Annotated in this window: 9 protein-coding genes; 2 read left to right on the forward strand and 7 right to left on the reverse strand. The window is 65.4% G+C overall.

Annotated elements, in window-relative coordinates; genetic code table 11:
* The first annotated feature begins 13 nt into the window (after nucleotides 1-13).
* Nucleotides 14-1,354, forward strand: coding sequence for a deoxyribodipyrimidine photo-lyase (locus VGG53_RS04995; RefSeq protein WP_331516930.1), 1,341 nt, complete (start codon nucleotides 14-16; stop codon nucleotides 1,352-1,354).
* Nucleotides 1,355-1,363: 9 nt separating this feature from the next.
* Here VGG53_RS04995 and VGG53_RS05000 read toward each other — a convergent pair whose 3' ends face one another.
* Nucleotides 1,364-2,101, reverse strand: coding sequence for an acyltransferase (locus VGG53_RS05000; RefSeq protein WP_331516880.1), 738 nt, complete (start codon nucleotides 2,099-2,101; stop codon nucleotides 1,364-1,366).
* A gap of 189 nt (nucleotides 2,102-2,290) precedes the next feature.
* Between VGG53_RS05000 and VGG53_RS05005 the strand changes: the two genes are divergently transcribed.
* Nucleotides 2,291-3,565: a PQQ-binding-like beta-propeller repeat protein gene (locus tag VGG53_RS05005; protein WP_331516881.1), complete on the forward strand. Its 1,275-nt coding sequence runs from the start codon at nucleotides 2,291-2,293 to the stop codon at nucleotides 3,563-3,565.
* Nucleotides 3,566-3,590: 25 nt separating this feature from the next.
* On the opposite strand, the gene VGG53_RS05010 is transcribed toward VGG53_RS05005, so the two are convergent.
* The 6 genes from VGG53_RS05010 to VGG53_RS05035 form a co-directional block, all read right to left on the reverse strand.
* Complete coding sequence (locus VGG53_RS05010; RefSeq protein ID WP_331516882.1) at nucleotides 3,591-4,298, reverse strand: esterase; 708 nt, start codon at nucleotides 4,296-4,298, stop codon at nucleotides 3,591-3,593.
* 173 nt (nucleotides 4,299-4,471) lie between these two features.
* Nucleotides 4,472-5,404: a hypothetical protein gene (locus VGG53_RS05015; RefSeq protein ID WP_331516883.1), complete on the reverse strand. Its 933-nt coding sequence runs from the start codon at nucleotides 5,402-5,404 to the stop codon at nucleotides 4,472-4,474.
* 1,470 nt (nucleotides 5,405-6,874) lie between these two features.
* Nucleotides 6,875-7,489: a hypothetical protein gene (locus tag VGG53_RS05020; RefSeq protein ID WP_331516884.1), complete on the reverse strand. Its 615-nt coding sequence runs from the start codon at nucleotides 7,487-7,489 to the stop codon at nucleotides 6,875-6,877.
* A 381-nt stretch (nucleotides 7,490-7,870) separates the two neighbouring features.
* Nucleotides 7,871-9,079 carry a THUMP-like domain-containing protein gene (locus tag VGG53_RS05025; RefSeq protein ID WP_331516931.1) on the reverse strand — a complete coding sequence of 403 codons (1,209 nt, stop codon included), beginning with the start codon at nucleotides 9,077-9,079 and terminating at the stop codon, nucleotides 7,871-7,873.
* Complete coding sequence (locus tag VGG53_RS05030) at nucleotides 9,037-10,005, reverse strand: class I SAM-dependent methyltransferase (protein WP_331516885.1); 969 nt, start codon at nucleotides 10,003-10,005, stop codon at nucleotides 9,037-9,039. Before VGG53_RS05030 ends, VGG53_RS05025 begins: the two co-directional genes overlap by 43 nt.
* Nucleotides 10,006-10,084: 79 nt before the next feature.
* On the reverse strand, nucleotides 10,085-12,241 hold the full coding sequence (locus tag VGG53_RS05035) for a cellulase family glycosylhydrolase (protein WP_331516886.1): 2,157 nt from the start codon (nucleotides 12,239-12,241) through the stop codon (nucleotides 10,085-10,087).
* Nucleotides 12,242-12,244: the final 3 nt, after the last annotated feature.

The raw sequence follows: 12,244 nt of genomic DNA on the forward strand, positions 1-12,244 counted from the left end.
AGGTGACCCGCTGATGCCCGCGTTGTTGTGGTTCCGCCGTGATCTCAGGCTGCGTGACCTCCCTCCGCTGCTCCGGGCCGCAGCCGACAGCGACGAGGTTCTCGCGTGCTTTGTCCTCGATCCACGCTTGGAAGCATCATCGGGCGCCCGGCGGATGCAGTTTCTGTGCGACTCGCTGCAAAATTTGCGAGACGATCTCGACGGTCGACTGTTGGTGACGCGGGGTCGGCCCGAGGAACGAATTCCCGCTCTCGCCAAGGAGATCGAGGCGCCGTCAGTGCATGTCTCGGAGGACTTCGCGCCGTACGGCCGGCAACGCGACAATCGCGTGCGCTCGGCGTTGGGCGAGGTGCCGCTGGTGTCGACAGGGTCGCCGTATCTGGTGTCGCCGGGGCGCGTGACCAAAGACGACGGCGAGCCGTACAAGGTGTTCACTCCGTTCTTCGACAGATGGCGCGATATCGGTTGGCGGTCAGCTGCGAAATCCGGCGCCAAGTCGGCAAGCTGGGTCGACCCGAAGGGCCTGGGCAAGCGCGCCAAACCGGTAGAGATACCCGACTCGGGAGTCGAACTCGACCTGCCGGCCGGTGAGACGGCCGCGAAGCGGCAGTGGAAAAAGTTCATCGACAAAGGGCTCGAGCACTACGGCGACGAACGGAATCGGCCCGGTCACGATGGAACGAGTCGGATGTCAGCGCATCTGAAGTTCGGCACGATCCATCCGCGGACGATGGTCGCCGACTTGGATCAGCGTCGTGCCGGCGCGCGAGCTTACCTGCGGGAGTTGGCATTTCGCGACTTCTACGCCGCAGTGCTGCATCATTGGCCCGATAGTGTCTGGTGGAACTGGAACCGCGATTTCAACGCCATCGAAACCGATACCGGCCCGCAAGCCAAGCGGCGTTTCGAGGTGTGGAAAGCCGGCGAGACAGGGTTTCCGATCGTCGACGCGGGCATGCGTCAACTTCGCGAAACCGGTTTCATGCACAACCGGGTACGGATGATCGTGGCATCGTTTCTGGTCAAGGACTTGCACCTGCCCTGGCAATGGGGCGCGCGCTGGTTCCTCGACCAGCTGGTCGACGGCGATATGGCCAGCAATCAGCACGGCTGGCAGTGGTCCGCGGGCTGTGGAACCGATGCCGCGCCGTACTTCCGGGTGTTCAACCCGACCAGGCAGGCCGAGAAGTTCGATCCCACCGGAGGCTACGTGCGGCGCTGGGTATCCGAGCTCGTCGATGTCGATGACGTCACTCTGACCAAAGGTGATCGGCCAGCCGGCTATCCGGGGCCGATCGTCGACCACAGCGGCGAGCGCGGCGAGGCGCTGCGCCGCTACCAAGGCATCACTTGAGAGCAGAAGTCAGCGGGCGGCCTTTTTGCGCTCGATGTCGGCCAGCGCCGCCGCCAGCTCGGCACGTTGGGCGGCCGAGGTCTCCCATGCCAGCCGCCGGTTCTTGACGACTTTGGCCGGCGCCCCGACCGCGATCGCAAAGTCCGGCACTTCGCCGCGGACCACAGCGTGCGATCCCAGCACGCAGCCTCGCCCGATGGCGGTGCCGCGCAGCACCGTCGCCTTCACCCCGACCCAGGTGTCCGGTCCGATACGCACCGGCGACTTGAGAATGCCCTGGTCCTTGATCGGCAGGGTGATGTCATCCATCCGATGGTCGAAATCGCAGATGTAGCACCAGTCGGCCATCAGCACCGAATCGCCCAGCTCGATGTCGAGGTAGCAGTTGATGACGTTGTCGCGGCCCAAGACCACCTTGTCGCCGAAGCGCAGCGAGCCCTCGTGCGCGCGGATGGTGTTCTTGTCACCGATGTGCACCCAGCGCCCGATTTCCAACTGCGCCAGCTCGGGTGTCGCGTGAATCTCGACGCCTTTGCCGATGAACACCATGCCGCGAGTGATGATGTGCGGGTTGGCCAGCTTGAACTTCAGCAGCCGCCAGTAGCGCACGAGATACCAGGGCGTGTAGGCGTGGTTGCGTAGCACCCACTTCAGCGAGGCCAGCGTGAGGAACTTGGCCTGGCGTGGGTCGCGCAGATTCGATCCCCGCCAGCGGCGATGGATCGGGGCACCCCACATGCTCGTCATGGCCGGAAAGCCTACTGCGGCGCGGGGGCGCGCCGGGCAATCGGCCCTGCCGGAGCCGGCACCGGTTACCCTCGGCTGTACTCGATCGCTGCTGATGCCCGCTGTGCCATCGCGTTCCGGGAAGGATTAGGAACCTACACCGTGTTCTGGCCAGTTCGCCGACGCGCGCTACGGCATTGGTCATCCACGGTGACGGCAGTTGTCCTGACCGCCGCCGCGGCGGGTTGCGGCAACACCGATGCGTGGGTCGACACCACAGCGGCGCAGGGTTGGCCGGCGCAGTACGGCGACGCGGCCAACAGCAGCTACCGCGCGATGCCCGGCGCTGACAAGCTGACGCTGCGCTGGACCCGCTCGGTGAAGGGGTCTCTGGCGGCGGCAGTAGCGCTCAGCTCGCGAAACTGGCTCGCGGCCAACGCCCAGTCACCGGGTGGCTGCTCGCTGATGGAGTGGGAGAACGACGACAACGGCCGGCAGCGCTGGTGCACACGGCTCTTCCAGGGCGGCGGACTCGCCAGCCCGTTGTTCGACGGCTTCGATAACCTCTACGTCGGCCAACCCGGGGCAATCCTGTCCTTCCCCCCTACCCAGTGGATCCGCTGGCGTCGCCCGGTGATGGGAATGCCTTCCACGCCAAGGATTCTCGAGCACGGCCAGTTGCTGGTGGTAACGCACCTGGGTCAGGTGCAGGTTTTCGACAGCCATCGCGGCACCGTCGTCGGCAATTCGGTGGACCTGGTGGACAACGTCGATCCGAGCGACTTCAGCCGCGGCCTGGAGGATTGCGGACCGGCCCGAGCTGGTTGCCCGATCGCCGCCGCGCCGGCATTCGCGCAAGCCACCGGGATGGTGATCGTCGGCCTGTGGGAACCAGGTGCGGCCGCCGCGGCGCTGGTCGGCCTGAAGTACCACCCGGGCCAAAATCCGCTGCTGACCCGGGAATGGACCAGCAACGCGGTCGCAGGCGGCGTGCTGGCCAGCCCGGTGCTGTCCAGCGATGGAACCACGATTTACGTCAACGGGCGTGACGAGCGGCTGTGGGCGCTGCACGCCGCCGACGGCAAACCGAAATGGTCGATTCCGCTGAAGTTCCTCGCGCAGACGCCTCCGTCGGTGACACCGAACGGCCTGATCGTGTCGGGGGGCGGGCCGGATACCCGGCTCGTCGCCTTCAAGGACGCCGGCGACCACGCGCAGGAGCTATGGCGACGCAACGACGTCAGCCCGCTGTCGACATCGAGCCTGACCGGCGGTGGCATCGGCTACTCCGTGGTGACCGGCGGGCCGGGCGAAGGCGCGCGCGGCATGACGCTGCTGGTCTTCGATCCCGAAAGCGGGCACACCCGGAACAGCTACCCGCTGCCGGCGGCGACCGGTTATCCCGTCGGCGTCTCGATCGGCCGTGATCGCCGGGTCGTCACCGCCACCAGCGACGGCCAGGTATACAGCTTCGCCCCGAGCTGACTGGCCGGGGAATTCGGGAATTGGTCTAGCCTTTGACGGCCAGCGGCGGGATGGCGCTTCGGGGGACGTGGACCTGGCTGGTGCCGGCCAGCGACGGCAGCAGCTCACCCGGCGCGAAGTAGAAGATCAGCTCGTCATCGGTGATGGCGAAGTTCTGATAGTGCGAGGCGTCCAGGCCGGAACCGGGGAGGATCGCCGCGCCGAGGCCGGTCTGCCGCCCCACCTCGCGTTGCACGATCGGGTAGATCGAGTCGAGCGGTTTGGTGTTCGGCGGGAAAAGCGTGTCGAAGGTGATGGCTTTCTGCCCGCCGACGTCGTAGTTGAAGCCTTTGTAGAACGTCGATGGGCGGGGGCCACCAAGATCTTCGAAGACCTTGAGCACCACGCTGCGGGTTCCGCCGGGTGGTTGGCCGGAATGGTATTGCTCAGAGGTGACTTCCATTTGGTACGGCACTTCGCGAGGGCCGGAGGTCTGCGAGGACGTCTGCGCGACGTTGACGAAGCCATCCCGATTCTGGGTGAGGAAATCGACCAGCGCCTGGTCCGGGTAGTCCACCGGAAACGTCATGTCCAGCGTGTAGGTGGGCGTGGCGGCGTGCACGTTGCAGGTCTGGTCATCCTGGAGCGCGCCGCCCAAGCTGGTGCACGCCGAGTCCGCGGCCGCAAGGGCACCGCCGGACCAGCCCAGCAGGGCTCCGGCCGCTATCAACGCGGCCGACATCATCTTGCGCATCGGTCGACTTGTCCTCGCAGACTCAGAACGGCTGAAATGCCGTGCCGCCAGCGTACCTGGCCCTTGTTGTGACGCGCCGCAAACGTCTGCCCGGCCGATGTTGGTTGTCGCCTGCACGGGCCAGCGGCCACCGTCCTCCCTAACGGCAGCCGCTGACCCGGCAGGCTGGTCCTTTAGAACAGCGTCGCGAGCTCGGTCCAGAAGTTGCTGGAGTCCGCAGCGGCACCCGCAGGGTCGAAGGCCGACAACAGCTCGGTCCAGGCGTTGCTGGAGTCCGCAGCCGCACCCGCGGGGTCGAACGACGACGCCAGGTCTGCCCAGAAGTCCTGGCCGGCGGACAACGCACCCGCAGTGTCGCCGGAGAACAGATCGGTCCAGAAGGCACTGCCGTCGGCCAAAGCTCCTGACGGGTCGCTGCCCAGCAGATCAGCCAAATGGTTGCCGCTTTCGGCCGCCGCGGCGGTCGTCGTCGTAGTGGGCCCGTCGCCGTAGAACTTCAGGATGTCGGCCATGTAGTCGCCGCCCTGCGCGTTCGCTGTCCCGAGGTCGTTCCCCTCGACATAGGCGCCGTCGTAACTTCCGGAACCTACCTCGTTGCCGCCCGCCCACGCGCCATCGTTGTTGCCGAAGATGACGGCGTAGTTGAAGTTGCCTGGATTCGAGGCAACGGTTGTGCCGGCCCACCCAAAGCTGTGGTCGCCGAAGACGAATGCCGTGTTGTCGGACGAGCCGCCGGCCAGGGCATCGGAGTTGGCGCCGGCTACCGCAGTCGAACCAACACCGTCGACGCTGGCGTAATTGTTGGTGCCGAATGCATAAGCGGTCGAGCCGGCGCCATTGGCAATAGCGATGTCCCCGTCGGTACCGGTATAGGCGTAGGCGGTGCCGTCTTGGAACAACGACATCCCGTCGAACGAGATGGCCAGATTCAACTCGGGAGTATCGGCCGCCGGGAAGGCCCCAGCGCTGACAAAACTATCGACCGCCGACAGCCAGTCGGTTGACGCGTCGGCCGAGGCAATTCCCGGAGACGAGGCGATTGCTCCGCCAATTCCCAGCCCGATGGCCAGCATCCCCAGCCGAGCCAAAGCACGAGTGCTTCCCATTGATTTTCCTTCCCCCAACACACACCAAGAAAGCGTGCTTATCGCTGTCAGCGCCCACCGCGCCGAGTGCGCCTAGCTTATGCGTCCGCGTCAATTTTGTTTGAACAAAGTCTAATAAATCTTGAAAAAGTCCTCAGCTCTGGTTCAGACGGATATCGATTGTCACCGGTATTGATCGAGCAGGCCCACGGCGATTTTGCAGGCTTTTTGTGCTGATTAGCAACGTCCGGTATGGCCTTCCGCTGCTTACTTTGGGTTCAGCCCTTGCGCCCAGCCTGAGAGATACCGAACATTTCGACCGATACTCCATCCGAATTTGCGGCATTGACCACCGAAATCGCGGACGTCCGGCGACGTCGGCTCACCAGCGCGGGTTCAGGACTTCGGCAGCCCCTCCGCCAGGAGGCTATTGCTGCTGATAACCGGCGGTGGATCGACTTCCGCGGCTGATCACCCGCCCTGCTAGCGATGCGCTGACCGTCGCCCCGGGCGATTACAGTTCGGCCGGCGTAACCGTTCGCAACCCCCCTGCGGCGCATGCACTGCAGCTCCGGCGGTCAAGGAATCAACTGCGAAGCCGCCACTATAAGTACTGGTGGGCACAATGTTTTCGCTGCTCGGCGCATTGTTCGCCACGCTGTTGGTAACCGGCGAAAGGTCGTAGCCGAGGCTTGAGCTGTGGATGTCCAGATCGTCAGACCCGACAAGATCGGGCGCCAATGCCACCGCCGCGGCTATCCCGAATGTCAGAGCCCCCAGTTGAACAATGCCGCGAGCGTTCATTAGTGAACTCCCTTTCGCCGACCGGTCGACCGGAAGGGGAATTCGTTCATCTGCTCCGGCTGCAGGTCAGCGTTTAGTCGGCGGGCTTTTTGTAAAATCCAGGTTACCTGAGAAAGGTCCACGGGTCAGCAAGCCCGATACGGGCATTGCGGAAAATGCGTTCTTGTCCATCTAAAAGGCCGATCGGGCGCCGCAGCGCTGGACGCTATTAGCGTCGCTGGCAAATCGCGGGCTGTTCGTTGGCCCCGCGCGCGAATCCTGGCGGGTTCACCCTTGTGGCTAAACGCGAACCCGCCGGGAAGCCCGAAGCAGGCCCGTGTCGCCGCCTGCCAACGTTGTCGCGCAACCGGGGGTAGGCGAGGCTACAGCAGCTACATCATGTCCCGGTGATGCTTCGCTGTAGCCGTGCCGGCCCCCGGCGCGCTTACATCAGTCTGCGGCGCGCACTCGCCGCAGTTCATGGGGAGATTTCCCTATTTTTCTCGACCGCACCGTGACGACGGACCATGCCTACGCCTCGGCTACCCAGCAGGGCGAAAGGCTGGGAAACAGCTGAGGAAGTTCCGGCGCACCGGACGATTTGTCTAAGGTTTTGTTCGATACGGCTACGGGCCAGCAGATGCTGGCAACGTGTCCACCGTGCTGCGTTCGCGGGTCGGAGACCACCGACCCGCGAAGGCAGCGATGTCAGAACAGCGACGCGATCTCTGACAACAGGTGGCTACTGTCGGCGGCGGCGCTTGACGGGTCAAATATCGACCACAGGTCGGTCAGGAAGTTACCGCCCGCGGCGGCACCCGTGGCATCAGCTGAGGGCAGCAGGTCGGCCCAGAAGCTGGCGTTATTGGCAGCGGCGGCGTCGGCCGAACTGTCACCGTAGGCCTTCAACACGTCAACCAGATAGCTGGCGCCTGTCGCATCAGCGTTTCCGAGATTGCTGCCCTCGACGTAAGCCACGTCGTAGCTGCCCGTGCCCACTGCGCTGGAGCCGGCCTCCGCGGCGTCGTTGCTACCGAATATCTCGGCGCCGTCATCGATGCCGTTCAGGCCTCCGGCGAACGCGTAGTCGTTATCGCCGTCGATGAAGACGTTGTCGCCGGTCGAGCCGAGTGCGTTGGCGGCCGTAGTGCCGCCGGCAATGCCGGTGTCGTTGGTGCCGAGGACGTCGGCGTAGTTGTTGGTGCCATAAGCGTAGGCGGTGTCGCCCGCGCCGGTGGCCATCGCGATGTCCCCGTTGCTGCCCGAGTAGGCGAACGCGGTTCCTGACTGCATCAGCGACACCCCGTCAATCGAGATAGCCATATTCAGACCTGGTGTGTCTGCGGCCGGGATGATGGCACCGCCCCCCAGAAGAGTATCGATCGCAGATAACCAGTCGGTGGAGGAGTCAGCCGACGCGGTCCCTGGCAGAGCGGCCACTGCCGCTCCAAAACCCAACCCAATGGCCAACATGCCCAACCGGACGATCCCACCAGCTTTTGACATCGGATTTCCTTTCCCCCACCCGCGCCACATTGGCGCGCGTTGTTCGTTCATCAGCGCCCACGCTGAGGTCGACTCAGTTTATTGACCGACGCGCAATACATCCGAACAAAAGCTGATAAAACCTGAAGTATTTTCTCAGCTTGTATTCGGACCGTTGCTCCGGAAAATGCCTTTTCCGCCGTACATCCGTCTGCGCCGTTATCGCGACGGACGGCACACGAACGCCGTCCCGCGCGCAGCAGCACCCAAGCCGACCCGGGTAATCACCACCGACAGCGACTCGCTGCCGCGCAACCCAAGCCGGCGGCGTAGCGCATCGGGATCGACCTCCACGCCCCGAACCAGGATCTCCAGCGCGCCGCAGTCCAGCCCCGCCAGCGCCTGCCGTAGTCGGCGCTCATCGAAGGCGAGCTGCTCGAGAACCTCGAAGCCGCGGACGCCGGATGGAAGCTGGTCGCCGGACAGGTAGGCGATGTTCGGGTCGAGCTGCCAGAGCCCATGCCGTGCGGCGAAGTGACGCACCAGACCGGCCCTCACCACAGCACCATCGGGATCGACGATCCAGCGGCCGGCCGTACGCACCGGGCACTCGTCCGGCTCGGCGTCGGTGACCTGTTCCTCGCGGTCCACGATGCTGGCGCGCCGGCGCACGCCTGATTCGGCCAAGCCCGCCGACCACAGGCAAGCTTCTCGCACCGACCCGCGATAGGAGCTCACTTCGATCTCACCGTCGAAGCCAAGCCGCGTCACCGCATCGAAATCTATTCCCGGAGCGCATTTCACCACCAATTCCCGGCCCCGGTACGCCTCGATCAGCTCATCCAGGGCGGGCTGATAGTCGCGCGGGTTGAAGCGCCGCCGTCCGCCGCCGCGCCGTGCCGGGTCGGCCAGCACCACTGTGTCGCGAGTAACCGGGCGGAGTGCGTCGGCGCGGCACAGGCCGACGGCGTCGCCGAGATTGTGCCGCGCCATCGCCAGCCGTACCGGGTCGACGTCGCTGCCGACCGTGCGGGCGGCCGAGCCGCGCAACGCCGCCAGCTCTGTGCCGATCGAGCAAGTCACATCGTGAATAGCATTGCCGCGCAACCGCTTCAACCGATGCAGCGCGACCGGCGCAGCGCTGGCTTGCTGTAGCGCCTCGTCGGTGAACAGCCAATCGCGGGTGCCGGGCAGCTCGGAGAGCTTGGCGATCGCGCGGCGTCGCAGCAACACCGTTTCCACCAACACCGGCGTTCGGTCGCCGAATCGCGCTCGTAGTGAGGCGATCTCGCTGATTCGGTCGGTCAGCGGAAGGGCTTCGACCACGGCCAGCGCAGCCGAGCCCTCATCCGACGTCAGGTAGGCGACGTCGTCGAGGCCGAACGTCAGGACGGCTTGGTCCCGGTGAGCTCGACGTTGTAGAACCAGCCCTTGGGCACCACGCGGCGCCAGACGTTGGCGTCCACCCAGCTCAGTGTCTTCCAGCTGCCGAACGCGAATCGTGCCCAACCCCAGCCGAGCTTCCCCGGCGGCACGGTCGACTCGAATGTGCGCACCGGCCAACCCAGCATCGCCGCAGTGAACTCGACGGTGGCGGTGTCGACGTCGACGGCGCCGGCCCGCGCGGCCATCTCCTCCAGGTCGCGCGGCGAGAAGGTGTGCAGGTCGACGATCCACTCCAGGGCCGCGGCCCGGGAGTTCTCGTCGATTTCGGCCTGCGGGCGGCGCCAACTGCCCAGACCGGGAAGCTTCACCGCGCGGATGGTGAGATTCCACGTCAGGTCCGCCAACGCCCGGGCGTATCCATTGCCGATGGTGGTGGGCTCGCCCGCGAACACGAACCGGCCGCCCGGCCGCAACACTCGCATCACCTCACGCAGTGACTGTTCGACGTCGGGAATGTGATGCAGCACAGCGTGTCCGACTACCAGATCGAAGATGCCGTCATCGTAGGGGATGCGCTCGGCGTCGGCGACCCTGCCGTCGATGTCCAGCCCCAGCGACTGCCCGTTGCGGGTGGCAACTTTGACCATGCCGGGCGAAAGGTCGGTGACCGAGCCCCGCCGGGCCACCCCCGACTGGATCAGGTTGAGTAGGAAAAAGCCACTGCCGCAACCCAACTCGAGGGCACGGTCGTAGGGCAGCCGATGAATCTCGTCGTCGGGGACGACGCCGTTGAAGCAGTCCCGCGCATAGTCGATGCAGCGCTGGTCATAGGAGATCGACCACTTCTCGTCGTAGCTCTCCGCTTCCCAGTCGTGATAGAGCACTTGGGCCAGCTTGCTGTCGTGTCGGGCGGCCTCAACCTGCTCCGCGGTGGCGTGCGGCTGCGGTGCCGGGTCGATACTGGTCATGGTCGCCCAGCCTATCGGCCCACCGGCTCAGCAGGCACCCTGGCTCTCTTCGATTGCCCGGCTAAATTCGATTGCCCCGCTAGCTTGCGGCGGCGCTGACCGTGACGGTGACGGCGCCGGCCCCGGCGTTCGAAGCGATCACCAGCTCCGCGGCATTGGGGGCGGAGATCACTTCGCCACCGGTCACGCTGACCTGGTAGCCGTCCGGAAACTCGACGGCGGGGATGGCGATGGTGGTCTGCGATCCGGCCGGGAAGCTGCCCAGCCCGTCGGGCTCGTCGGTGGAGTAGCTGAACTGGAAGGTTCCGTTGTCGAACGAGTAGGAATCCGGGGTACCGGAGACCAGCTGCGGGTATGGCTCGGCGAGGGTCTCCAGGTTGGCGGTGTTGACGTTGTCGCCGGTCGGAGGTAGCTCAGGGTTGTAGACCAGCGACTCCGAACCCGGCGGATTCGCGCTGGTGGTGATGTCGCCCTGACCCGAATAGGCCCACTCCGTCCACCCGACCAGGTGCTGGTCGGCTCCCTGCATCGGGGCCAAGATCTCCGCTTGGTCGCTGGTGGCGCCGAACTCGGTCATGAAGGCCGGGATTCCCTGTGCCTCCGCGTAGTTCTCGGCGTTGCCCACGATCCCGGCGACGCTCGGTATGCACCCGAGCGGGCCGAGGTTGAACTCGCAGTAGTCGTGGAATGACAAGACGGTGTTCGTGGCGTCCACATGGCCAAGGTCGGTGGGCACGCCCGCGTTGGAAAGGACGTTGGGTTCGAAGAAAATCGGTGTGCTCGGATCGACCGCCCGGATCGCATCGGCACCCTGGTCGTAGAACGGAGTCAGCTGCTGACTGTCGAAGAACGGGTTGCCGAACAGGGTCGACAGGAACGACGATATGCCCGGCGATGGCTCGTTCATGAGCTCGAATCCGGCCACGTTGGAGTTGCCGTTGAAGGCATTGGCGACATACTCCAACATCTGGCTGTAGTTGTTCTCCAGGCCTATACCGTTCGGGGCGTCGGCGTTCGACCAGAACGACTCCCAGGCCTGCTGCTCTGCTGGATTGAAGAACTCGTTGTACGGGAACGGCAGCGAGGGGTTGGCCACCCCGTCGGTCTGCACCGCCCAGTCCGGTGCGCCTTCGCCGCCGAACGCGGTGCTGTACGCGTCCTGGTGGAAGTCGATGATGCTGTAAATGCCGTGGTTGCCCAGGGTTTGGACGGTTTGTTCGATCGAGTTCAAATACTCGGGGTCGAAAATGCCGGGCTCGGGCTCGAGGTCGGACCAGATGACGCCCACTCGCACTGCGTTGAAACCGTTTTCGGCTAAAAACGCGGCGTCGTCGTCGCTGAACCCCGACGCTGACGGCTCGCCCGGTGCCACCTTGTACACCTCGTTGAGCCCATGCAGGATGACGACCTGGCCGTCGCTGTTGGTCAGCCAGTCGCCGGACGTTCCGAGCGGCAGCAGCGACCCCTCGGGGTCCGCGGTCTGGCCCGCGGTCAGCGTGCCGAAGTCGCCGACCATGCCGTGCTCGCCGAACGCACCGGCATTGCCACCGGCCCCGCCGAGCGCGGGCAGACCGGCGGCCGTGGCACCGTCGCCCGCGTTACCGCCGTCGCCGCCGATACCGAACAGCGAGCCGGCGTCCCCGCCGTCGCCGCCCCCGGCGCCGAGACCGCCCAGTCCCCCATCCCCACCGTTTCCGAAGAAGCCCGCAGCGTCGCCGCCGGAGCCGCCGGCCATGCCCGCTTCATTGCTGTCCCAGCCGCTGCCGCCGTCACCGAACCACAGCCCGCCGTCGCCGCCGTTGGGGTCAAGTTGGGTGCCCGCGGCGCCGTCGCCGATCAAGAATTGTCCCGACGCGGTATTGATCAGATGGTCGAGCTGCTCACCGAAGGAGCTGTTGATCCAGCTCTCCACGCCGGCGTGCAGCGGGTCGTAGATGTATTGCTGGAAAAGCCCTGCCGCGGACAACGTTTCCGCGCCCGACGCGGTCACCGCGAGCGCCTGATCGATGCCTTGGGTGCCGAGTTCGGCTGAACTCGCGCCGGCGATGAGGTCGCTGATCAGGTCGCCGAGGCCGAAGTCGTCGGCATGCGCGACGGGCGGGCTAAATGTCGCCGTCAGACCGAACGCAGCGAACGCCGCGACCGCGGTACTGATACCGACGGCGCGACTGCGGCGGGTTGCCCGGAAGATCAGTTCGACCTCCATTCGCGCCGACGACGATGTGAGCCAGCCCATAGT

Origin of the sequence: Mycobacterium sp. (assembly GCF_036490025.1) — a bacterium.
Lineage (GTDB): Bacteria > Actinomycetota > Actinomycetes > Mycobacteriales > Mycobacteriaceae > Mycobacterium.

Excerpts from the sequence above, each read along its gene's own strand:
- VGG53_RS05035 (WP_331516886.1), bottom strand. The coding sequence starts at position 12,241 with ATGGGCTGGCTCACATCGTCGTCGGCGCGAATGGAGGTCGAACTGATC.
- VGG53_RS05030 (WP_331516885.1), bottom strand. The coding sequence starts at position 10,005 with ATGACCAGTATCGACCCGGCACCGCAGCCGCACGCCACCGCGGAGCAG.
- VGG53_RS05015 (WP_331516883.1), bottom strand. The coding sequence starts at position 5,404 with ATGGGAAGCACTCGTGCTTTGGCTCGGCTGGGGATGCTGGCCATCGGG.
- VGG53_RS04995 (WP_331516930.1), top strand. The coding sequence starts at position 14 with ATGCCCGCGTTGTTGTGGTTCCGCCGTGATCTCAGGCTGCGTGACCTC.
- VGG53_RS05000 (WP_331516880.1), bottom strand. The coding sequence starts at position 2,101 with ATGACGAGCATGTGGGGTGCCCCGATCCATCGCCGCTGGCGGGGATCG.
- VGG53_RS05020 (WP_331516884.1), bottom strand. The coding sequence starts at position 7,489 with ATGGCTATCTCGATTGACGGGGTGTCGCTGATGCAGTCAGGAACCGCG.
- VGG53_RS05010 (WP_331516882.1), bottom strand. The coding sequence starts at position 4,298 with ATGCGCAAGATGATGTCGGCCGCGTTGATAGCGGCCGGAGCCCTGCTG.